General features: G+C 46.1%; 24 protein-coding genes. All 24 read right to left on the bottom strand.

Annotation, left to right across the window (positions count from 1 at the left end):
- A partial coding sequence (locus tag EUBDOL_RS00725) for a CD1108 family mobile element protein (protein ID WP_040462778.1) occupies positions 1 to 1088 on the bottom strand: 1088 nt, incomplete at its 3' end.
- Positions 1081 to 1461: a DUF3851 domain-containing protein gene (locus tag EUBDOL_RS00720; protein ID WP_425321178.1), complete on the bottom strand. Its 381-nt coding sequence runs from the start codon at positions 1459 to 1461 to the stop codon at positions 1081 to 1083. The genes EUBDOL_RS00720 and EUBDOL_RS00725, both read right to left, overlap by 8 nt.
- The gene (locus EUBDOL_RS00715; RefSeq protein ID WP_040462776.1) at positions 1461 to 3860 is read right to left on the bottom strand and encodes a VirB4-like conjugal transfer ATPase, CD1110 family; all 2400 of its coding nucleotides are present in this window, start codon (positions 3858 to 3860) and stop codon (positions 1461 to 1463) included. Before EUBDOL_RS00715 ends, EUBDOL_RS00720 begins: the two co-directional genes overlap by 1 nt.
- Entirely contained in the window at positions 3805 to 4272 is a 468-nt protein-coding gene (locus EUBDOL_RS00710; RefSeq protein WP_004797482.1) for a PrgI family protein, read from the bottom strand. Before EUBDOL_RS00710 ends, EUBDOL_RS00715 begins: the two co-directional genes overlap by 56 nt.
- Positions 4273 to 4292: 20 nt before the next feature.
- Entirely contained in the window at positions 4293 to 5162 is an 870-nt protein-coding gene (locus tag EUBDOL_RS00705) for a VirB6/TrbL-like conjugal transfer protein, CD1112 family (protein ID WP_004797480.1), read from the bottom strand.
- A 69-nt stretch (positions 5163 to 5231) separates the two neighbouring features.
- The gene (locus tag EUBDOL_RS00700; protein ID WP_003525154.1) at positions 5232 to 5450 is read right to left on the bottom strand and encodes a Maff2 family mobile element protein; all 219 of its coding nucleotides are present in this window, start codon (positions 5448 to 5450) and stop codon (positions 5232 to 5234) included.
- A gap of 220 nt (positions 5451 to 5670) precedes the next feature.
- Complete coding sequence (locus tag EUBDOL_RS00695) at positions 5671 to 7500, bottom strand: VirD4-like conjugal transfer protein, CD1115 family (protein WP_004797478.1); 1830 nt, start codon at positions 7498 to 7500, stop codon at positions 5671 to 5673.
- Positions 7497 to 7985 carry a PcfB family protein gene (locus tag EUBDOL_RS00690; RefSeq protein ID WP_425321177.1) on the bottom strand — a complete coding sequence of 163 codons (489 nt, stop codon included), beginning with the start codon at positions 7983 to 7985 and terminating at the stop codon, positions 7497 to 7499. The genes EUBDOL_RS00695 and EUBDOL_RS00690 overlap by 4 nt, the downstream gene beginning before the upstream one ends.
- Before the next feature lie 110 nt (positions 7986 to 8095).
- Entirely contained in the window at positions 8096 to 8407 is a 312-nt protein-coding gene (locus EUBDOL_RS00685) for a DUF5720 family protein (RefSeq protein ID WP_004797476.1), read from the bottom strand.
- Positions 8400 to 8762 carry a DUF7768 domain-containing protein gene (locus EUBDOL_RS00680; protein WP_004797475.1) on the bottom strand — a complete coding sequence of 121 codons (363 nt, stop codon included), beginning with the start codon at positions 8760 to 8762 and terminating at the stop codon, positions 8400 to 8402. The genes EUBDOL_RS00685 and EUBDOL_RS00680 overlap by 8 nt, the downstream gene beginning before the upstream one ends.
- Positions 8763 to 8810: 48 nt before the next feature.
- Positions 8811 to 9689: a DUF6017 domain-containing protein gene (locus EUBDOL_RS00675; RefSeq protein ID WP_040462775.1), complete on the bottom strand. Its 879-nt coding sequence runs from the start codon at positions 9687 to 9689 to the stop codon at positions 8811 to 8813.
- A gap of 66 nt (positions 9690 to 9755) precedes the next feature.
- A complete protein-coding gene (locus tag EUBDOL_RS00670; RefSeq protein ID WP_004797473.1) occupies positions 9756 to 9941 on the bottom strand; it encodes a hypothetical protein in 186 nt (61 codons plus the stop codon).
- 29 nt (positions 9942 to 9970) lie between these two features.
- Positions 9971 to 10246 carry a DUF5720 family protein gene (locus tag EUBDOL_RS00665; protein ID WP_004797472.1) on the bottom strand — a complete coding sequence of 92 codons (276 nt, stop codon included), beginning with the start codon at positions 10244 to 10246 and terminating at the stop codon, positions 9971 to 9973.
- Between the two features lie 12 nt (positions 10247 to 10258).
- A complete protein-coding gene (locus EUBDOL_RS00660) occupies positions 10259 to 11185 on the bottom strand; it encodes a ParB/RepB/Spo0J family partition protein (RefSeq protein WP_004797471.1) in 927 nt (308 codons plus the stop codon).
- Positions 11142 to 11963: a ParA family protein gene (locus EUBDOL_RS00655; RefSeq protein ID WP_004797470.1), complete on the bottom strand. Its 822-nt coding sequence runs from the start codon at positions 11961 to 11963 to the stop codon at positions 11142 to 11144. Before EUBDOL_RS00655 ends, EUBDOL_RS00660 begins: the two co-directional genes overlap by 44 nt.
- Before the next feature lie 119 nt (positions 11964 to 12082).
- The gene (gene rlmD, locus EUBDOL_RS00650) at positions 12083 to 13711 is read right to left on the bottom strand and encodes a 23S rRNA (uracil(1939)-C(5))-methyltransferase RlmD (RefSeq protein ID WP_004797469.1); all 1629 of its coding nucleotides are present in this window, start codon (positions 13709 to 13711) and stop codon (positions 12083 to 12085) included.
- Between the two features lie 11 nt (positions 13712 to 13722).
- A complete protein-coding gene (locus EUBDOL_RS00645; protein ID WP_004797468.1) occupies positions 13723 to 14550 on the bottom strand; it encodes a YihY/virulence factor BrkB family protein in 828 nt (275 codons plus the stop codon).
- 14 nt (positions 14551 to 14564) lie between these two features.
- Entirely contained in the window at positions 14565 to 15044 is a 480-nt protein-coding gene (locus EUBDOL_RS00640; RefSeq protein WP_004797467.1) for a DUF4358 domain-containing protein, read from the bottom strand.
- 66 nt (positions 15045 to 15110) lie between these two features.
- The gene (locus tag EUBDOL_RS00635) at positions 15111 to 15500 is read right to left on the bottom strand and encodes an inorganic diphosphatase (RefSeq protein ID WP_004797466.1); all 390 of its coding nucleotides are present in this window, start codon (positions 15498 to 15500) and stop codon (positions 15111 to 15113) included.
- Between the two features lie 16 nt (positions 15501 to 15516).
- Positions 15517 to 16539, bottom strand: a complete 1023-nt coding sequence (locus EUBDOL_RS00630) for an alpha-hydroxy-acid oxidizing protein (protein WP_004797465.1) — start codon at positions 16537 to 16539, stop codon at positions 15517 to 15519.
- Between the two features lie 187 nt (positions 16540 to 16726).
- Positions 16727 to 19153, bottom strand: a complete 2427-nt coding sequence (locus EUBDOL_RS00625) for a heavy metal translocating P-type ATPase (protein ID WP_004797464.1) — start codon at positions 19151 to 19153, stop codon at positions 16727 to 16729.
- A 15-nt stretch (positions 19154 to 19168) separates the two neighbouring features.
- Positions 19169 to 19528 (bottom strand): ArsR/SmtB family transcription factor, encoded by a 360-nt coding sequence (locus EUBDOL_RS00620; RefSeq protein ID WP_004797463.1) that lies wholly within the window; start codon positions 19526 to 19528, stop codon positions 19169 to 19171.
- Between the two features lie 108 nt (positions 19529 to 19636).
- Positions 19637 to 20773 carry a glycerate kinase family protein gene (locus tag EUBDOL_RS00615; RefSeq protein WP_022420095.1) on the bottom strand — a complete coding sequence of 379 codons (1137 nt, stop codon included), beginning with the start codon at positions 20771 to 20773 and terminating at the stop codon, positions 19637 to 19639.
- 4 nt (positions 20774 to 20777) lie between these two features.
- Positions 20778 to 22115, bottom strand: a complete 1338-nt coding sequence (locus EUBDOL_RS00610; RefSeq protein WP_004797461.1) for an alanine/glycine:cation symporter family protein — start codon at positions 22113 to 22115, stop codon at positions 20778 to 20780.
- Positions 22116 to 22156: the final 41 nt, after the last annotated feature.

The raw sequence follows: 22156 nt of genomic DNA, 5'->3' as shown, positions 1-22156 counted from the left end.
CCGGTCTCCGGGTCGGTGGAGGTCTCCGTGCGGTAGCGAATCTCCACTTCCTCAGTAAGCGTCAGCTGATACTGTGCTGCAAACACACGCGCCAGCTCTGCCTGAGCGCTCTGCCGGGTGTAGCCTTGCAAGACGGCAGAGAGAAATGCTGCCAGCTCATGAGGGTCATGGCCGATCATACCAAGGTCATAGCGATACTCGTCATACCCTGGGTGGCTGCTTTCAATGTTGTCGATTTCCTCCTGCAACTGGGCTTCTCTGGCTGCATAATCTGCCTCCACCGCCAGCATTTCCGGGTCATCCGACGGATAGGTGGTGCCGGAGAGAACGGAACCGATGCTCTGCGCCATCATGGAGCAGGAGGACATGGTATTCATCAGCATACAGGTAATGAGGAACAAAACCCCTGCCATCAGGAAACCCTTCTTGTGGCGCATGACGAATGCCCCTGCCTGCTGTACCTTTTCTTTTACCGTCCTTGCGGCTTTTCCGGTTTTGGATGCAGCCTGGGCGGTATTTCCGGCAGTCTGACCGGCGTGTTTGGCGGCGGCATACTGCTTTTTGATGGCCTGCTTTTGCTGCCAGCGGGAAAGTGGATTGCTGGCAAACTGGGGATTTTCCTGCAAAGATTTCTGGTACAGAACATTTACATTTGCCTTTTCCAGTTGGCGCTCTGCCTGTGCTGCTTTGCGGTACGGCTTCAGCTTGTGGCTGCGATAGCCCTCCCGCACCAGATAAGCGCCGGTCTCCACCGCTTCCTCGGACTTGTGGGCGCTTTCCACGCCCACATTGTCCTGTTCTGTTTCCCGGATCTCTTTGTGGAGTTTGCCCGCAACCAGATGGACGGGAGCTTCCTTGACCCCTTGAGAAAGTTTGGAGGGTGGCTTTTTCTTGTCCTCAAAGGTCAGCTTCGAGGTCTTTTTTCCGGTATCCGGGTCGATGACCGTCTGCCTGACCTTTTTCTTTGGGATATTGGCCTGCGCCTTATCTGCTCTGGCCGCAGCTTTCTCCGCTTTACGGATCGGCTTTTCCAGTGCAGGGTCAGACCGTTCCTCATCAGTAAAGCGCAGGCGCGGCTCCTTATTCAAACCATTCTCCCAGCATGAGGGAGGACATCATGTAGTGCAGCTCTGCATAAATGGCCATTCCCACAGGATCGTTGAACATACAACCGGACAGGTAGGCGTAAAACTGTGCCACCACATCGGACAGGATTTTCGCTTCGGTTCCTTCCAGAACCAGACCACCCATACCTTCCTTGGCACGGATGATGCTCCAGACCTCTGCCAGACGGAGCAGCCCCACCTGACCGGTCTCATTCAGTTCGGCTGCCTGATCTGCCGCCGTGCGGCACTCACTTACCGCATCAGCCATGACCGTAAGCAGCTGGCTACGCTGGGCATTTACCGCCCTGTCAAAAAACATCAGCGGGTTTTGATTCAAAATGTTGGGGTTCATAATCATTCATCCTCCTTTTTCAGTTCCTGAGGTTTGGTGGTCATAATACGGTACAGCTCGGTATTCTTCGGGAAGTGATCCACGAAAGGCAGGATCGTGGAACCATAGAACAGCAGGCCCTCGCCCTCACCGGAGTGGGTCACATAGCTAAGCTGGTGTGTGGAAATGCCCAGCTGCTTGGCAAGTATCTGGCGGTCTCCGCCTGCCTGGTTGAGCATATACACGAAGTCGGAGTTTTCAAAGATGTTTTCTACCTCGCGGCTGCTCAAAAGGTCTTTGACATTCTGGGTGATACCTGTCGGAATACCACCCCATTTACGGAATCGCTTCCAGATTTCCACTGTATAGGCAGCGGTCTGTTCCTCCTTCAAAAGCAGGTGCATCTCGTCGATGTAGTAACGGGTGGACTTGTGGGCAGCGCGGTTGATGGTAACGCGGTTCCACACCTGATCCTGTACCACCAGCATACCGATTTTCTTGAGCTGCTTGCCCAGTTCCTTGATGTCATAGCAGACAATGCGGTTGTTGATGTCCACATTGCTCTGGTGGTTGAACACATTGAGGGAGCCGGTTACATAGATTTCAAGGGCCGTAGCGATATACTGGGCTTCCTTTTCCTCCTGTTCCCGAAGCAGGTTATATAGGTCCTCCAGTATGGGCATATTCTCCGGGCGCGGGTCATTGAGGTAAGTCTGATAGACCAGACGCACACAGCGGTCGATGATGGTTTTCTGCACCGGCTGCAAGCCCTCCTTACCGCCCACAATCAGCTCACATAAGCTGAGGATAAAATCAGACTTGAGGGACAGCGGGCTTTCATCATCCGAGTAGTCCAGGTTCAGGTCCATCGGATTGATGTAGTTGGTGGAGGTAGGCGAGATCTTGATGACCTGCCCATGCAGACGTTCAACAAGAGGTGCGTACTCCGCTTCCGGGTCACAGATAATGACATCATCACTGGTAAGCAAAAAGCAGTTGGCGATTTCTCGTTTTGCGCTGAAGGACTTACCGGAACCCGGTGTACCCAAAATCAAGCCGTTGGGGTTTTTCAGCAGCTTTCGATCCACCATGATGAGGTTGTTGGACAGGGCGTTGATGCCGTAGTACAGAGCCTCTTTGCCGTTCTGGAATAATTCCTGTGTGGTGAACGGTACAAAGATAGCCGTAGAACTGGTGGTCAGTCCTCGCTGGATTTCGATCTGATTGAGTCCCAGGGGCAGACAGCTCATCAGCCCTTCTTCCTGCTGAAAGTCCAACCTGGTCAGCTGACAGTTATACTTCTGGGCAATGGAGCCTGCCTGGAAAATGTTGTTGCCAAGCTGACGGGGATTGTCCGCTGTGTTCAGCACCAGAAAGGTCAAAAGGAACATTCTCTCGTTGCGGCTCTGCAAATCCTGCAAGAGTTTTTTCGCTTCACTGCCGTAAGTAGCAAGGTCAGATGGAATGATGTCCATGTCGTATCCGGCACGAACTGCTTTTTTCTGTTCCTCGATCTTACTGCGGTCAAGGTCGGTAATCTTGCGCTTTACCGTTTTGATGGCTTTCACCTGATCCACCGACTGAATGTGCATACTCACAATGAGCGAGCTTTCCATATCCAGAAAATCAGCCAACAGACGGTCATTCAGCTCCGGTGCGAGAATCTGCAAAAAAGAAACAGCCCCGTATTTCTTGCCCATACGGAACTGCTTGCCGGTGCGGAACTCAAAGGAGCTTGGTGCAATAAAATCCTTTGTGGACAGACCGGAAGGAGCCAGCCAGTCCCATTCAAACTGAAACGGGAGCTGTTCATCCATGTGGAATACCGCATGAAGCTGAGAAAGCCTTTCTTTACCGTCCAGCGTTCTGGCAGCTACACCAAGACGCTTGAAGTTGTTGAGTATATCGGTCTCAATACGCTCCAGACGGGGCTTGGCGGCTTTGATGCTGTCTGCGTCGATACCAAAGGTCAGGTATTTGGTCTTGATGAGACCGTTGTTGCCTCTGGCCAGCTGATTTTGCAGCATTGTGGTGTATTCCTCGCGGATACTATCAAAGGCATCCCTCTGGGGCGGGATGGAAATGGAGTTTGCAAAGGTCTCCTCCGATGCCGCAAGGTTCAAAAAAGACAGCTGGAAATGAATCGAGCTGTCAAAATAATTGAGGAAATCACACCAGCCCTCAAAGATCGCGGTCTTATCTTCATTTTGGGAGAGCTGATAGTTGATGTCCTGAAACTGAATGGTCTTTGTGTAGTGGTTGTCCGATACACGGCAGATCCCGTCCGGCCACATCCGTTCATAGGGGATACTGTCCTGTGCCGATTTTCCTTTTCTGTCCGTGCGGTTGGCGCGGGCAATGGCAGCTTCAATCTGCTTTCTGTCGGCGCGGGACAGCTTTTTCTTTGTTTTGACCGGCTGCACAGCTTTTTCCTCGGTTTTTCCGAACAGCTGGTGCAGCCATTTTTTTATTGCGGTGAACAATGTCATACACCTCCTTATCGAGCATTTCCTGCCGCTTTAATACGGCATAAAAGTTGTTGGTCTGGTAAGGTCGCTGCCTGGGGCGGATCACCGTGACGCGAATGATATTGCCCACGATCTTTTCCAACGGCTGGCCATGCTTTTCGTACATAGCCAGCATAAAGAAGGGCAGCATAACCAGCATCATACACATAGCCGCTACACTGTTTCCGGTAGGTTTTCTGAGCAAAAAGAAAAGCGGTACGCCAATAAGTGCTCCGCCCGTGAAGCAGATAAGCTGTCGCTTGGTCAGATTGAACATGACCTTTGTTTTGACTTTTGTTAAGTCCTTGGGTACGGGTACATAAGCCAATGTGGAAACCTCCTTCCGTTTTAATGCGCCTGAAAGACTGATTTTGCAAGGCTGCCGGTTTTGAATAGTGTAAAGCACAGCAGTACGGTGTAGCCCACGCAGCTCCAGATTGCCATGATGATGTCATCTTCCAGAGCGATGTTCTGCACCAGCACAGCATAAATTGCCACACAGACGATAATGAGAAACGCCTGAAAGCCCAGTGCCAGCAGGGATCGGAGGTAATTCTGTCCCATACCGCCCCATTCTTTGCCCATCATTGCAGCCATTGGAACGGGAGCCACCGAAGTTACAAGGTAGATCTCGATCATACGGCCATAAATAACGATAAAGATACAGATATACAACGCCCACATGGTAATGCCAATAAAGAGGGATTGGAACCACAGTCCGAACAGCGGTCCCAAATCCATTTCCATCAACCTCGGTTCCAGATCGGTCATAACTGAGGAAATGTCAATGGACGCATCCGAATTGATAATCCCTGCCGCCTGCGCCACCACGCTCTGCGCCATATCAAAGACGCCCATCACGATATTCCATGTGTTTGTGACAATGAGGATGGCGGCAGCTGATTTGAACACCCACTTGAAAATCATCCAGGTATCCACATCATGCAGGTTGTTCTTGTCTGCAATCATCTGGATCAGGTCTACGGTCATCACGATAGCCAGAATCACACCTGCAATCGGCACCATGATGGAGTTGGACAGATTCTCAATCATGCTGAAAATACTGCCATTCCATCCCTGTGGTGTCTGGCCTACCTGTACGGATATATCCGCGACCTGTTGGTTTACGCTGTCAAACATCCCCGAAAGGTTGCTCATAATGCCGCCCACCAGCATTTCTTTCAGCCAATTCGTCAGGGCTTCAAGTAAGAAATCCATACGGTGTCAACCTCCTTTCCGCCGCCCCCGCAAAGCTGCGGGAGCGGCAAGGATTTCATACGGAGACGCTTAGACAGAGAAAAGCCCGGAGAGCAGAGGTACAAGGACCATGCCGACTACGGCTACACCAGCACCGGCCATGAGCTGCTTCATGCCCTGTGATTTTGCACCAGGGTTGTCGTTTCCGTAACCTTCGAGGAGGTTGATGACGCCCCAGATACCAAGACCAGCACCGAGAGCGATAACGAGAGTCTGAAGAACGGTAATTGCCTGTTCAAAAAATGCCATATAGTTTGTTAGCCGGAATCTGATTAAAAAATAGGTTTGTCATGTTTCATAGGCATACAAAAGCCGGAACAATCTGCCGCCCGGTTTCCGGGGGCATGATTCCGGCTGTCCTCCTTTTTCATTATTTTTTTCTTGCGATTGTCCGCTTTGTACGCCAATGGCCCATAGAGGGCAGATGCGGCGAATAGATAAGATCACTCCCTTCTAAAGCGGAACGAAATTAAGCGCCCTTTGTGTCTACTTCATATACATCGCAGACCTCATTGGGCTTGAGTTTCAGCCTTGCGGACAAGAATGCTTCAATATCAAAAGCGTTCTTGTCATCCGCGTCGGCAGTGTACTTGAAATTGGGGTGCTTGGTGATGTCGTACTTATCCGAAAGGAAAGGACGCACACCGCGCAGCTGGAGGATACACTTGCCGCCATCCATAACAGCAAGCTCATCCTGGCTCATCAGCTCTTTCCCCAATTTTTGATAGTTGAGTGAATGGGATGTTTCCCTCCCACGGCTCTCTCCGGTGTTGTAGGTGTCGATGGTTTCCTTACCCAGCACTGCGGCCAGCTCCTTGAGAGTGGTCGGCTCCTTACCGCCCAGGAAAATGGAGGTATCCATATTGCCGATGATGGTATCGGCGTTGTCCTTGTAGATGGCTTTCAGCTGGCTTTGCGCCTGCAACACCAGACAGGCTGAGATCTCACGGCTTCGGATGGTAGCCACCAGCTTTTCCAGTTTGGGAATCTGGCCGATGTTGGCGCACTCGTCGATAAGGCAGCGCACATGAACCGGGAGCCTACCGCCATACACATCGTCAGCTTTTTCGCAAAGCAGGTTGAAAAGCTGGGTGTAGCACATGGAGATCAGGAAGTTAAAGGAATCGTCCGTATCGCTCATAATGAGGAACAGAGCGGTTTTCCGGTCTCCCAGCGTATCCAGCTCCAACTCATCGTAGGATGTAACCTCGCGCAGCTCCGCAATATCAAATACGGCCAGACGCGCACCGCAGGAAATCAAAATCGACTTGGCTGTTTTGCCGGCGGCCAGCTTATATTTCTTATACTGGCGCACCGCAAAGTGGTTTGGCTTCTCGGCTTCCAGTGCATCAAACATCAGGTCTACGGGGTTTTTGAACTCCTCGTCATCCTCACGGACTTCCATGGCGTTGATGAACTCAATGAGGGTGGAGAAGTTTTGTTCCTCCACCGGAGCCTCATAATGGATATATCCGATAAGGGCACAGTACAGAAGCGTTTCTGCCTTGACCCAGAAATCGTCCCCGGCTTTTCCCTCGCCTTTGGTATTGGCGATCAGCGTTGTCACCAGCTTCAAAATATCCTTTTCGCTGTGAATATACGCAAATGGATTATAGTGCATGGATTTTTTGAAATTGATGGTGTTCAACACTTTGATACGATACGGTTCATAAATGACTTTGCCATTTTTATCTTTTACTGGCTTCCCGTCCTTCCCCAGCTTGGGCGCACCCCTTTGGAGCATTTTTCCGCACTCCACCAGAATTGTTCCCTTCGGGTCCGTCACAACATAGGAGCTGTGCATCTGCATCAGATTCGGTTTGAGCCAGAAGCGGGTCTTACCGGAACCGGAGCCGCCAATCACCAGTACATTTTTGTTTCTGGCAGTCTTTGGGTCCTTGGGGCGGCTGTTCATGGTCAGGCTCTCCGTTTTCGTCAGAATCACATTGTTCTGAAATACAGGATCAACGTAAGGTGCAATATCCTCACGGGTTCCCCAGCGGGCCGAACCATATTCCAAACCATGTCGATATTTCTTGGCGTTCTTGCTTTTAAGATACACCGCCAGCCTCAGACTGCCTCCACAGCACAGCCCTACCAACAAGTCCAATGGATGCAGGCTTGGCCAGAAACTTTCCAGCGCTCCAGGCAGAACCGCAATCAGCGAAAGAAACTTTTCTGAAGCATCCGCCCCTTGTGCCATTCGCCATGCTTCTCCAAAATTGGTAGCAAACAGTCCCATCAGGATATACGGCATATTCAGCAAAATGAGCTTTTTGATGTCCAATGTCTTTTTCATCGTTCCAGCTCCTTTCGCTTGGTGCGATCCACCACAGCATTTTTAACCATCTCTTTGAACTGGTTAAGTTTTGCCAGTACGGACGAGCGCTCTGTTTTCGTTGCCTTTTTGACTTTTTTGTTGGTGTACTCTGTAAAAGCTGCTGTCAGAGCATCTGCATCACGGCCTTTGAAAAAAATCAGGTACTTTGGCGGAGAACTGCTGCGGTCCTTTTTCACCGCATAATCCACACCATATTTCCGGGCGATTTTCTCAAACTCCTTGATAGAGGGGTCTGTGATCTCAATGTTGGATATTCCCTGATTCTGCCCGACAAGCTGCTTCACAGTCTGTTTTCCATGCGGAACAACCGGCGCATCACGGCTTCTCTGTTTTTCCAGCTTCTTTTCCTTTCGATGTGCCATGTACTTGCTTATGGCAGCCTTAAACATTCTGCCGGTAAACTTTGTTCCACTGACAACCAGCGTCAAAGTTCTGTTTTCCACTTCTTCCTGCATTTTCAACGCCTCCTTTCCACGAAGTTTGCAGGGAATCTCATTTTTGCTAAGGCGGAACCACCAGCCGCCGCAGAAGATAACGCTTCATACCGCCCTCCTTAGCGTAACTGGTCAGTACGGTCATAGTGCAGATTGCCCTGACGCACCTTTGCGTGGCTCAAAATCTTAATCTGCCCCTTTTCCTGACTATCCAGTGCTTTTTCATAACCGGTATCCGACAGGAACAGGCGGGTTCGTTCGCCTTTCCAGCCAACAGGGGAATCGTTCGTCAGCACATCAAAAATAATCATGTGCCGGGTGTCCTCGGCAAACCGTTGCAAATCCATGTATTCGTGGCCGTGGTAGTTCTGCGCCCCGGCCTTGAGGCGCATTTCCTCCATCAGCTGGCCCACAGTCTTACGCTCAGGCATGGCGCGCACCTCCTTTCCCACGCCCCTGGCCCTTCACGGTCAGGATGCCGTCCAGGGTGGTGGCGGTAATCCGCAGGCGCTCGGCGGTGGCAATGTCATTCTTCACGATCTCGTCGATGCCGTGGCCGCAGACCACCAGCACATGGGAACGGCGCAGGTAGTCCCGCGCCATATCCAGACCGTCCTTGTGTTCCTGGGGAATGTCGTCCTTGAGGAAGGTGGGCAGGAACAGCACCGGGCAGATGGGCGAATACCCGGCGTCGTACACCTGACGGCAGTAGGCCGCAGCGTTCTCGGCGTTCTCATACTGTCTGTTGCTCCAGGGAGCCGTAATGTAAGCAAGGGGTCGTTTCATGGCAAAATCCTTTCTCCCGGTGTATCCGGGCAGCAGAAAAGCGGCTGTTTACCAGCCGCCTGCATACATATCGTGGTTGACTTGTGCAGTGTAGTGGTTGCTGATCGTGGTCGGCGCGTTGAACAGCACCGCAAGCAGATACTGCTTCATGTTGCGGACCTCGGTGGTGTTTTTCTGTAAGCTGTCCATGACAAACCGGATATGCTCGCTGTCCAGCTTCAAAAAACGGGAGCGCACCACCTCATGGGGGAAGTCACTGCCAGCGATCCGGGTGGTTTTCCGCTTGGCGCAGACAGTCTCCACCATCAGCTCCACAATCTCGTCCAGGTCCTCCCGGTAGGTGGTAAACTCCCGGCACAGGTGGTCATACTCGATGTTCTCCAGAATCAAATCCCGATAACTTTCCATCTCTGAGACAGACATCGCATCCCTTCCTTTCCGTTCCGGCAGCTGTGCTGCCGCTGGCTCCCGGAAGGGAATAGAATCGGTACTTGATCCATAAGTAATTGTTTTTTCTGTATTTGATTTCTCTATATTTAATTCTGCGGGCTTTTCCGTATCCGGTTTATCCAGATACGGGTTTTCCGTATCTGGTGAAGCCATATCCGGCTGGGGCGTATCCGGGTTCTTCGGCTGTGGCTGCTCATATATGACATACTCCGTATCACTGATGCGTCCCTGGCGGTCACGCAGTTTGTGCCGCACAATGTAACCGGCAGCCTCCAATTCCCGCAACGCAGCGCCTATGGCATCCACGCCCTCCTTACAAATCTTTGCAAGACCACGGGTGGTGTAATTCCAGTCCTCTGGCAAAGACAGCATCATGGAAAGCAGCCCCTTGGCTTTTAACGACAGATTTGCATTTCGTAAATGATGATTGCTCATCACGGTATAATCACGGGTCCGTTCAATGCGAAAAACGGCCATCGACCTCACTCCTTCTGAATTTTGGGTACAAAAAACCGCAATCCTCATTCCAAAGAATTGCGGTGTTCAACACTTTTCAAATTTTCTTGCATAGAACCAAAACAGCGGCTTTTGAAGACGCGCCTCTGCAAATGGCTCCTCCTGGGCGAAAGGAAGTGTTTGCATCACGCGGTCAATATCCGTTGTATCCATGTCATGCTGAGATTTGCAATCTTCCCGGATTGCTTCTTGAATTTCCTTTACCGTACACATAGTCATTCCTTTCCTTTCGTTGTATGGGTTTATGAGCGGCGGCGTTTTCCCGGTTTGAAATCGAGGATATGTCCCTCAATCACACGAGCGTAACGCTTGATCTTGATCTCCCGGCGCTGCTGGCTTTGCAGAGCGGCCTGATACCCGTCCTCGGTCAAAAACAGCCGCATTTCCTCTCCGGGACTGCCGTAAGCTGCGCTGGGACGCAGGACGGAAAACTCAATCATCCAGCGTGTGTCATCCCAAAACCTCTCTACGGCGAGAATGTTGTGTCCTTTCAGCTCACGGGCTGAAATATCCCTCATAGGCGGCTCCTTTCATCGTTCCTGGTCTCTCTGACGCTTTTTCTGCCATGCCTCCAGCAGCTTGATGATGGTTTCCTGCATCCGCTGGGGCGTATAGCTTTTAGGGAAATACTTCCGCAAGGTGTCAGAGGTAAATGTCACTCGGTCCAGATCGCTTTTCTTTTCCTCACCCATGATGACACGCATCATATCGAGGGTCAGATGCCCCTCCTGACTGTATTTCTTGAGCCGCTGGGCTTGAGAAAGAGAAGGGGTAGCCTGTTCGCTGTCCATTGCGTCCAACAGGTCTACCTGTTCCTCCTTTTTGAGAAAGGACAGCTCATAGGCAGGGTTCAGGGCAATCTTCTTTTCATCCACCATGTCCAGCAGTTCGGGAATCAACTCTGTCAGACGGATATAGCGCTGAATTTGATTTCTGCTTGAACCAGCCTGCTGAGCCAATATTTCATCGGCTCTCAACTTCGTCCCAACTTGGGACGAAGTTAAATCAACTCGCTCTCCCTGATGTTTCATGGCGTCCAGCTTCATCTTGTAGGCAAAGGCTCTTTCACTTGGGAGCAAGCTTTCTCGTTGCAAATTGCTGTCAACCATAATGATCGTGGCGGCATCATCATCCAAATCCCGAACAATGACTGGCATGGTCTCCTTGTCTGCCAGTTCACTGGCTCTGTGCCGCCTGTGTCCGGCTACCAGCTCATAACCGCCCTCTGGGTCCGGTCGAGCAATCGCCGGAACCAGAACGCCATACTGCTTGATACTGTCAGCGGTCTCCATCATGGCTTCGTCATCCTTGACTTTGAATGGGTGGTTCCTAAAGGGATGCAGCTCAGACAGCGGAATCTCCTGAATCTTTTCCAGCTTTGCATCTTGACGGCCTTCTTCGGTGGAGAATAGATCATCTACCGAGGCCAGCTCTATTTTTTTCGCGCTGCTTTTCAAGTTTCAACACCTCCTTCGTCAGATTTCGATACCCCTCTGCCACTTTGCCGCCAGGGTCATGGGCGAAAATACTTTTTCCCTCTGCGCTAATTTCCTTTGCCCGGACAGAGTGGGGGATCTCTGTGCCGAATACTTTGATCTTGCTGCCATAGGTCTCACGCAGGAGCGCGGAGATCTCTTTGGCAAAGTTGGTTCGGCTGTCCACCATCGTCAGCAGGATACCGTCTATCTGGAGCTTGGGGTTGATCTGCCGCTTTACCTTGTTTACCGTGGAGAGCAGCTGTTCCAGTCCTTTGGCGGGCAGATACTCTGCCTGAACGGGAATTATGATCCTGTTCGCAGCGGCCAGCGCATTGACTGTGAGCATACCCAGGGAGGGCTGGCAGTCGATGAGGATATGGGAGTATTGCCCCTTCAGCGTGTCCAGATATTGCCGCAAGATAGTCTCACGGCTCATGGCGTTTACCAGGGATACCTCCATACCGGATAACTGGATGTCCGCAGGCATCAGGTCAACGCCTTCTGCATGATGCAGAATACCTTCTCCGGGGCGTATAGGCTGATCCATCAGAATTTTGCCCATTGCATCCGACAGTGTAAATGGCAGCTTGTCCGGTTGCGGATTTCCCAAGCTGATTGTCAGGCTTCCTTGCGGGTCCCCGTCAATCAGAAGCACTTTCTTTCCGGCCTGTGCCAGACCTATTCCCAAGTTCGCACAGGTTGTTGTTTTGCCAACGCCGCCTTTCTGGTTGGCGATGGCGATGATTTGCGTGTTCAAATAAACCTCCTCCTTCTACAAAAAATATCCCTATTCCGAAAAATAGGGATGAAAAAAGCCGCTTACTCAAATAAATGAATAAACGGCTATGTAAGAAATATTCGATTGTAAGTAAAGTTTTATATCACTGCAAAATAACGAAGTGCATCTTTGATTGCTTCTACCTTTTCTGGTGTCGGATGTTTCCTCGGCTGTTTCAATTCTTCTACCGCATTAGGAGCATCATACATCGGCAATCCCAAATTTCGCTTTACCTCTGCGATATACGCGGTATGTACCTTGAAGCCGTATTTCGCTTCTATGTACTCCTTAATCATTTTGTAGGTCACTTTTTCTTTGGGCTTGTACGCTTCGGCTCTTTTAGCAATACTATCTACCGGAATCTTGCCCTCGCCCTCTCCAAACTCCACATCAATGTGGATATAACTATCGGCTTTTTTGTGGGACAAAAGAACTACCGTCTCAACATGCTGTGTATTAGGAAACATATCAATCGGAATAACCCTCTGTACTCTATACTTTTCCTGCAACACAGCCAAATTTTTCCCTAACGTTGCCGGATTACAAGAAACATAAATAATTTCCTTAATCTTACTTCTCAAAAGACACTCCAACATCGCATCGTCCAAACCGCTTCTTGGCGGATCGACCACAAGTACATCAATCTCCTTATTTTTCGATAAATACGTAAGCTTACTAGCTGCATCATCACATAGAAATCTCACATGCTCACAATGATTACGCTTCGCATTTTGATTTGCATTCACAACAGCGTCCTTAATCGTTTCAATTCCGATAATCTCATCTGCTTTATCCCTCAAATATAAAGAAATCGCTCCGATTCCACTATACGCTTCCACAATTCGCTTCTTATGCCCTTTTACAAGTGAAGCAATCGTTTGGTATAACACCTTAGCCTGTGCCGTATTTAGCTGAAAGAAGGAACGTGGTGATACTTCCAAATCCAAACCATCGAAATGGAACGGAAGTTGTTTCTCCCCACCTAAATGAACCATTTGCTTTCCAAATACCTCTGCTGTATTTTTCACTGTATGAATGCTCTGCCATAAGCTATACATTCCTCTAATATGTAAAATATCCTCTATTAACGAACAAGACAGCTCGTCATGACCGGTTACTAATGTGCATTGATACTTTCCATCAAAACCACGTACAACCAAAGAACGTATTCCCGATTTTGTATGATGATTATATGGCTGTATACCAAACCTTTTTAACACCTCAATAACCTCATGACGAATACGCTCTACTCCCCGATCATGAACAATGCATTTCTTCATTTCCGTAAAAATATTAGAGTTTGGAAGATAAAACCCACTGCAAAGCTGTCCTTCCTTATTCAATGAAACCGGAAGCTTACATTGATTGCGATATCCGAAGATTTCCTCACTGCCGATAACTTTTTCGACTTTACGAGGATCAACCTGTGCATATTTTATCAATGACTGCTTCAATAAAGAACGCTTATACTGTAGTTGTGCAGGATATTTCGCAATCATCAGCGGACACCCTTTACATGCATGATGCACAAAACATTTCGGCTGTATGCGATCCTTGCTTTTCTTAATAATATAGTTCACACTACCTATCGCATAGCGCTTTTCCTTAGTAACAATTTTTACATCAATTTCCTCATCAAGCAAAGCTCCCGGCACAAATACCGGCGTACGATTCAAATAACCGATTCCTTCACCATTGATTCCGATTTTTTTAATTACTGTTTTCATACCATTTCCCCTTACGATTTTATAATTCGTTTTGTCATTTGATCATGCACTCGTAAGCATACAGCAAAGAATTTAGCATGCTTCATCACCAATGCTTCCTCATTTCCATAGTCCTCTTCAAACACCATGTTGATACAAAAGCCTAAATAAATGATACAGGATATTAAATAGATTGCAAGCAAAGATGTTACAAGAACTGCAATCGGCCCGTAAATATCCTCATAGGAAGTAAAATTATGCACGATACTGATAAACAAATCCGCTAATCCCATGATACCCAAGGTTGTAAACATACCACCGATAAATCCAAAGCTTACATTTCGCTTACGAAAGCTCAGCATACGATAAGTAGCTGTAAACATAAACAGCATTAAACCGGCGGAAATCAGCGGAAACAACTTACTGAACTTCGTAGTCAAATACACACCGGCTAACAAAACCACCGTTAAAAACACAAACATAACAACTGCTTTAATACGAATCGACCATTTGGGAACATCAACCTTTTCATGAGCGGCACTAATCAGCAAAAAGGAAAAAATACTTCTGGAAGCCAGATAGAAGGACGTACAGGCGGTAATAATAAAACTTAAGATTCCATAATCCTTATCTACAAAAAACAAAAAAATCTGATCCAATGTCTCTGCATTGATATCCGGCAAAAAGCTGCGTACAAAATTCAATACCATATCAATCGGCAAATACGCATAGCGAAAAAGCATGGAAAACAACAAAATCGACGGTGCAATAGCCAAAAGAATTGAAAATGACAATGCATATTTAAAAAGACTTCCTTCAAACGATGTAAATTCCTCATAAATACGAAATAGCTTTTCCATCATATCACCCTGCTTTATTTATACTTCTGTATATAGTGTACCACCTTTTCGTTATCCTCGCCAAGAATCATATAATAATACGATCCAAGCTGCCCGATTGCAGGATCTTTTAACAAAGCATCTGCTTTCACAAGATAATCTCCCCACCTTTCTTCCAAATGCTCTAGGCGATAACGAAACGCATTGTAAATTAGCTTATCATCGTTGGTATCTTTTTTCCATATCGCTATTTCACACAGTTCCGCTTCACTAACCGCACTCTTAATATAAACCTCCATTCCCTTTGTATTTATTCCATATTCCTCTGCAATTCGTGCTCGATTCCAAAACTGTTCCTCCAATAGTCCAAACTCCCACACGCGATCAAGTGTATTTTGTTGAATTTCATCAAACAGACGCTCGACTTGTATCGTGTCATCATGAAAATAGCCTATCGTATCTTTACAACCAAGCAATAGCACGATCCAAAGCAAACAAAAACAACATTTCTTCATAGACAGCCTCCTGCTTCACTATATGTGTAAGTAAACAGAAACATGAAAAAAAGCTGATTGCTCAGCTTAATCGTTTTGTGCCCACTCGGGAACCTCATTTCCACGTCTTAATAACACGGCTTTTTGAAATTCGGTTTGATTTAAAAACTCCAATATATCGTGAATTTCCTCTTCACTGCAACCAACCAACAGCTTTACCTCACAATCCTTTTTCAAAATATCAGCTGATACGGCAATCGCCTGTACCAAGCTGCTTTTTTCAGAACCGCGAAATACATCAATCGGTGATTGATCAGAACTCATGGTATCATTCAAATATCCATAATCTACCGGATATACCAAATTAGAATATTTATAATGACTAGAATTTCTCGGACGATCGACAACCAACTTACTAGATAACAGCAAGGTATCTAGCTTTTGCCAAAAAAATGCATTATTCTCATACGTATTCATACTTTTCTCCTCCCTTTTAAAACTTTACACAAACATGCTCTCGTTGAATATCCTTAATTGTTTTACAGCCTGCCATAGCCATGGCTTCCTTCAATTCCAGCTGTATCTTTTCCAAATATAACTTTACACCGTTAGCTCCATCACCAATCACAGCATGGGATATCGGTCTACCGATCAAAACACCGTCTGCCCCTAAAGCGAGTGCTTTAAATACATCGTTACCGCTTCGAAAGCCGCCATCGACAAAAATCTTCATTCTGCCATCTACCGCTTTAACGATATCCTCCAACACCTCAATACCGGATAAGCAATCATCTAACACACGTCCTCCGTGATTGGAAACAATAATGCCATCTACACCGGCTTCCAAAGCCTTCCTTGCTCCTTTAACACTTAAAATTCCTTTTAAAATAACCGGCATTTCCGCCATTTTTTTAATTTTCTTTAGTTCCTCTACATTTTTAAAGCCGACCGGAGTTACACTGTTTCGTAAATTGGTAAGCCCGCTGGCATCAATATCCGAAGCAATAGCAAGTGCTTTTCCCTCTTTAGCAAGCTTTATACGCCACTCCATATCACTTTCGCTCCATGGCTTGATCGTCGGTATACCATATCCTTGATGCTTGGCAATAATATCCATTGGACCGCAAAACATTTCATCATACATTCCATCACCGCTAAAAGCCAAGCTTCCCGCAGCTAAACAACCCTCCACAAGCTCCTGTGTATAGGTCAAATCATCTAAATCAGCCCCATAATTCAAACGAATACCACTAATCGGAGCGGCATAAACAGGTAGTGAAACCTCATGTCCGAAAAAATCCGTCTGCGTTGAAATTTCCGTATTTTCACTGATTGTATCCATTGTAATAAATACTTGCTTCAGCATATCAATATTACGAACAAAAGCATTCCCGCTACCCTTTCCACCGGGACCCGGAGTTTCTCCTCGGCAAGCTGCACCATTGCATTGCGGGCAGCACCGACATTTATGACAGCGCTGCTTGGCGCTTGCATATACCTCTTGCCAATTTTCCATTCTTACACATCACTTTCCAAGCTCATACAAAAAACTAATTCCTTTATATTATACTGTTTGTGAAACAGTTTATCAACCGATTTAAAAGATTTTCATAATTATTTTCATAGTCTGTCATCACCACAGTGAAAGCAAAAAAGAGAACTTCAATGTTCCCTTTCTTTGTACTTCGTAAATACTTTTACCTTTATCTTAGCTTCATACGCAAAGCTCGCATAGAGTTAATAACTGCCAACAGCGTTACTCCGACATCGGCAAATACGCCTACCCACATATTTGTCATATTAAATACTGCCAAAATCAGCACACTTATCTTTACAACAAGCGAAAATATAATATTTTGTTTTAAGATGTTCATCGTCTTTTTCGCAATGCGAATAGCATCTGCCAAAGCACTTGGATCATCTTTCATCAAAACGACATCCGCTGCTTCGATTGCGGCATCACTACCAACACCGCCCATCGCAACACCGATATCTGCCCTTGCCAATACCGGCGCATCATTGATGCCATCACCAACAAAGGCTAGCTTTTTATCAGCTGCTTGCTGCGCTAATAGCTCCTCTACCTTATCTACCTTATCTTGTGGCAAAAGCTGCGTATATACCTGATCCAAACCAAGTTCCTTACCAACAGCTTCTCCTGCCTCTTTACGATCTCCGCTCAGCATTACGGTTTTCGTAATGCCTAACTTTTTCAAATCTGCCATTGCCTGTTTGCTTGTTTCTTTGATTTGATCGGCAATCAGCACGTATCCCATATACTTACCATCATAAGCAATATGCACAACACTAGCTTCTGAAGCTGTATCTTCAAATACAATACCATAACTTTGCATCAAGCCCGCATTACCGGCAAGAACGGCTTTTTTCTCATAATTTACCGCAATTCCCTTACCGGCTATTTCTTCATAACCAGAAAGCTTGCTTTTATCAATTTCATGATCGTATGCCTTGCAAATAGAAACGGCAATTGGGTGAGTAGAGTAGCTTTCCGCATACGCAGCCAATCGCAGTACCTCAGGCTCATCACCTTGTAATGCTACAATTTTTTCTACCTGAAAACTTCCTTTCGTCAATGTACCGGTTTTATCGAATACAACACTGTCAATATCTTTCAAAGCCTCCAAAATATTACCGCCTTTGATTAAAATACCATGGCGGCTGGCAGCTCCGATACCGGCAAACAATCCCAAAGGTATAGAAATCACAAGAGCACATGGACAAGAAACAACAAGGAATGTTAATGCACGATACAGCCAATCGGATAGCTCTGCATTCGGTACCAATAACATCGGCAAAACTACAAGCAAGGCTGCTAATCCCACAACTACCGGTGTATAAATTCTGGCAAATTTTGTGATAAATCGCTCCGTTGGAGCTTTACGGCTTCCGGCATTTTCTACCAATTCTAAAATACGTGCTACCGTAGACTGTCCATATTCTTTGGTAACTCGCAGCTGTAAAACACTGTTTAAATTCAAGGAACCGGCTAAGATTTCCTGTCCTTCTTTCACATCGCTTGGCATGCTTTCTCCTGTTAATGCCGAGGTATCCAAACTTCCGCTTCCTGCAATAACAATACCGTCCAAAGGGACTCTTTCTCCCGGTTTTAGTACAATGATATCACCTTGATGAACCGCTTCGGGAGATACTGTAATTTCTTCTCCATCAACCAACTTATTGGCATGATCGGCACGAATATCCATCAAATCGGAAATTGATGCCCGCGAACGCTCCACTGCATAGGCTTGAAACATTTCACCGATTTCATAAAAAATCATAACCGCAACTGCTTCCTCATATGAAGCAATAGCAAAAGCACCTAATGTCGCAATACCCATCAAAAAATTCTCGTCAAAAATCTCTCCTCGCATGATATTTTTCAAGGCCGCAAGCAAGACCCGCATACCGACAAGCAGATAAGCAGCTGCAAAAAGCCAAATGCCATAAACCGTATCCTCTAAGCATAGAGCTGTTAGAAACAATACGATTCCCACATACAAACGCCAATTCTTTTTTACGGAAAATAAGCCTGCTTGCGAAGAATCGCTTTTTTCTTCATGCTCCATCGCCACCTCAACACCATCTTCCAATGTTGGAATCACTTGCACGATTTCTTTTAACGTCTTTTCAGAAAGCTGTGTTTCTTTCAGTTCTACGTAAAGTACACCATTGGAAAAATTCAAGCTTGCCTGTTTTACATTTTCCATATTTTGAACATACTGCTCAATTTTGGCAGCACAGCTTGCACAATCCAAGCCCTTGATATACAGTCTTTGTGCATTAGCAAGGGGCTGCTTGATTAATGTTTCCTGTAAAGAACAGCTATCATGCTCATGGCAGTCGCAATGCGCATGGGAATGCTGATGATGTTTATGAGTGTGCTCATGGTTAGACTTTCCTTGCTTTTCAACAACATGAATGTTTGGTTCCAATGCAATGATCGTAGCTTTGATTCGATCACTCATATCCCCTTCATAATCAACAAACAGCTTTTTATGTGTAAAATCAACGCTTGCTTCTTTTACACCACTTAGCTTTGCTACACCACGCTCTACCTTCATGGCACAATTCGGGCAATCCAAACCCTCTAATATAAATTGCTTTTGCATTCTAATCACCTCGCTTTAATGCTCTTGAATATGCTCAACTCCGGCATTGAATATATATTGTATATGTTCATCATCTAAGGAATAATAAATATTTTTCCCGACACGACGATACTTAATTAAACGATTTGCCCGTAAAACACTCAGCTGATGCGATACCGCCGATTGTGTCATATCCAACAATGCCACAATATCACATACACACATTTCCGATTGAAACAACAAACTCAGTATTCGCAAGCGTGTCGGATCGGAAAACATTTTAAACAAAGTTCCCAAATCATGATATTCCTCCATTGTCAGCATCTCTTTATTTACATGATTGATAATTTCTTCATGAACTGTAATTTCTTCACAAACAGGTGCGTCCATTTTCATATCCTAACCTCCATTTAATACATGAACATTTGTTCATATGTATTATAAAACATTTCCTATCCTTTTGTCAATCGCAATAAAAAAAGAGGAACACTATCCTCTTAAACATCATGAACGATAAAAATAATCAATGGTTCGCATGATTGCCACCGTAGCATTCTTTAGCTTTTCCGGTGCTTGCTCCAACGCCTGCAAAAAGCTCATAGCACGATCGGCAATACTGAATACACCGATAAATCCAACATCGTATAACTTTTGATAACCGATGCCCAAAGCTCCGCTAATACAAATACATGGCTTATGATAACGCTTGGCAACCTGCAAAATACCCATTGGCACCTTACCAAACAGTGTTTGAGCATCGCTTTGACCTTCTCCGGTAATTACCAAATCGCAATCCTGTATCTGCTTTTCCATATCACCATAGCTTAACAATAAATCAATACCGCTTTCCATACGTGCACCTAATAAACCTATAAATATCGCGCCTAGCCCTCCGGCAGCTCCTCCACCTTCCAAGCTATTTAAATCTATTTTCTTATAACGCTTGATCTGATAACAGAAGTTTTCCATTCCATGTTCAATCTTATGTAGCTGTGCTTGTGTCAATCCCTTTTGACGACCAAACACATAAGTAGCCCCCTGCTCTCCAAGCACATGATTTTTTACATCACAAGCGGCAATCAGCTCAATATCCTGTAATTCCTTTAAACGATGAAAATCAATATAGCGCACCTTATCCAAATTCACAGCCTGCGGAGAAAGATATTGATGATTGGCATCGTAAAAGCGTGCACCTAAACATTGCAAAAGTCCTATCCCACAATCATTGGTTGCACTGCCACCCAAACCTACGATAATTTTCTTACAGCCCTTTTCAATAGCATCTAGCATAACCGTTCCCACACCATAGCTTCCGGCATATAAAGGAGCTCGCTTTTCTCTTGGGTGCATAGATAAGCCAATGATATTAGCAACCTCGATGACAGCCGTTTTCCCATCTTCGATAATAGCATATTCACTTTGTATTTTTCGACCATACGCATCTGTTGTCGCAACACCTACATTTTCGCCATGCATCGTTTCTTTAAAAGCTTGTACCGTTCCTTCTCCACCATCGCCAATCACATAGGAAAGAACCTCACATGATGCATTAACCTCATGAATTCCGGCAGTAATTTGCTTTGCGACTTGTTTTGAAGTCATACAGCCTTTATAGGAATCACATGCTACAATAACCTTCATAGCTTCACCTCCCATATAATATCAAGTATTCTTTCGTTAATTTTACCACATCTTTATTTAAAAGGAAAAGTGAAATTAGGTTTGGAATTGCCATTAAGGCATTTAAAACATCAGCTAAGTACCACACATATACAAAATCAAAACTTCCGCAACAAACCAGCACTCCCAAAAAACATGCTTGATATAAATGCAGCATAAGCTTTGTCGTAAATAGATAATGAATACACTCACGAGCATAATAATACCACCCCAAAATAGAAGGCAATGCAAAGCTTACAATCGCACAGGCAAACAATATTCCTCCCCATACACCAAAGCCTTCTTGAAAGCATGCGATTACCAAAGCAGCGCCCTCCAACCCCAAACCATACGCATCACTTGTAAGAATCATCATGCCGGTAATCAAACAAATAACCAAGGTATCAAAAAATACTTCGAATATACCCCAAAAGCCTTGTTCCACCGGATTGGCATCAACAACTCCGGCATGTGATAAAGGAGAGCTTCCCATACCGGCTTCATTGGAAAAAACTCCTCGCGATACCCCAAAGTGAATTGCTTTGCTAATGACAAAGCCTCCAATTCCTCCTTCCAATGCATCAATCGCAAAAGCGTCCTGTAAAACAAATAAAACAGCAGAAAAAAGATGCTCACGATGCAAAAACAGCAAGTATCCACAGGCAGCAATATAAAGAACGGAAACAAAGGGAATGAGCTTTTCATTCAATCGCATGATTCGATTTCCTTTACCGAATATAAGAGAAGCAACCAGCACTGCTAGTAAAGCTGTAATAAACAGTGGCGGAAGCGGCAAATAAACACGCACACTCTCTACGATCGTATTGGTCGGTGTAATATTCCCTATTCCAAAGGAGGCAAGTATGCAAAACAGTGCAAACAGAACACCTAAAACCGGCATACGACACCCCTTTTCCAATACATACATCGCCCCACCATAACTAACTCCATTTTCTTTATGACGATAGTGCATCGCCAAGACAACCTCTCCATACTTACACATCATTCCAAACAACGCACTTACACACATCCAAAATAAAGCTCCTGCTCCTCCCATCGTAATTGCCGTTGCAACACCGACAATGCTTCCGACTCCCAAAGTTCCGGCTAAAGCTGTCGTTACTGCTTGAAAGGAAGTAATCCCTTGCTGCTTTTTTGCTCCTAAAGAGCCAATCGTCTTGCGAACGATCAAATCGCTTTTACGAAATAAAAAAAAGCGTGTTTTCACCATTAACAATGCTCCACTTGCCAATAATAAAACAAGCATCGGCATTCCCCATAGTATTTTCTGCCAACGCTCCAGTATATATATCCATTTTTCCATACACTTACCTCCCTTACAATGTACGCAGGAAAAGAAAAAAA

It is taken from the genome of Amedibacillus dolichus DSM 3991 (genome assembly GCF_000154285.1).
GTDB lineage: Bacteria > Bacillota_I > Bacilli_A > Erysipelotrichales > Erysipelotrichaceae > Amedibacillus > Amedibacillus dolichus.
Note: the sequence above shows the minus strand (reverse complement) of the source record. Positions and strands in the feature narration are given on the sequence as shown.

Coding starts and splice junctions, on each gene's coding strand:
- EUBDOL_RS00705 (WP_004797480.1), bottom strand. CDS start 5,162: ATGGATTTCTTACTTGAAGCCCTGACGAATTGGCTGAAAGAAATGCTG.
- EUBDOL_RS00700 (WP_003525154.1), bottom strand. CDS start 5,450: ATGGCATTTTTTGAACAGGCAATTACCGTTCTTCAGACTCTCGTTATC.
- EUBDOL_RS00695 (WP_004797478.1), bottom strand. CDS start 7,500: ATGAAAAAGACATTGGACATCAAAAAGCTCATTTTGCTGAATATGCCG.
- EUBDOL_RS00685 (WP_004797476.1), bottom strand. CDS start 8,407: ATGCCTGAGCGTAAGACTGTGGGCCAGCTGATGGAGGAAATGCGCCTC.
- EUBDOL_RS00680 (WP_004797475.1), bottom strand. CDS start 8,762: ATGAAACGACCCCTTGCTTACATTACGGCTCCCTGGAGCAACAGACAG.
- EUBDOL_RS00675 (WP_040462775.1), bottom strand. CDS start 9,689: ATGGCCGTTTTTCGCATTGAACGGACCCGTGATTATACCGTGATGAGC.
- EUBDOL_RS00670 (WP_004797473.1), bottom strand. CDS start 9,941: ATGTGTACGGTAAAGGAAATTCAAGAAGCAATCCGGGAAGATTGCAAA.
- EUBDOL_RS00665 (WP_004797472.1), bottom strand. CDS start 10,246: ATGAGGGATATTTCAGCCCGTGAGCTGAAAGGACACAACATTCTCGCC.
- rlmD (WP_004797469.1), bottom strand. CDS start 13,711: ATGAAAACAGTAATTAAAAAAATCGGAATCAATGGTGAAGGAATCGGT.
- EUBDOL_RS00645 (WP_004797468.1), bottom strand. CDS start 14,550: ATGGAAAAGCTATTTCGTATTTATGAGGAATTTACATCGTTTGAAGGA.
- EUBDOL_RS00640 (WP_004797467.1), bottom strand. CDS start 15,044: ATGAAGAAATGTTGTTTTTGTTTGCTTTGGATCGTGCTATTGCTTGGT.
- EUBDOL_RS00635 (WP_004797466.1), bottom strand. CDS start 15,500: ATGAATACGTATGAGAATAATGCATTTTTTTGGCAAAAGCTAGATACC.
- EUBDOL_RS00630 (WP_004797465.1), bottom strand. CDS start 16,539: ATGGAAAATTGGCAAGAGGTATATGCAAGCGCCAAGCAGCGCTGTCAT.
- EUBDOL_RS00625 (WP_004797464.1), bottom strand. CDS start 19,153: ATGCAAAAGCAATTTATATTAGAGGGTTTGGATTGCCCGAATTGTGCC.
- EUBDOL_RS00620 (WP_004797463.1), bottom strand. CDS start 19,528: ATGAAAATGGACGCACCTGTTTGTGAAGAAATTACAGTTCATGAAGAA.
- EUBDOL_RS00615 (WP_022420095.1), bottom strand. CDS start 20,773: ATGAAGGTTATTGTAGCATGTGATTCCTATAAAGGCTGTATGACTTCA.
- EUBDOL_RS00610 (WP_004797461.1), bottom strand. CDS start 22,115: ATGGAAAAATGGATATATATACTGGAGCGTTGGCAGAAAATACTATGG.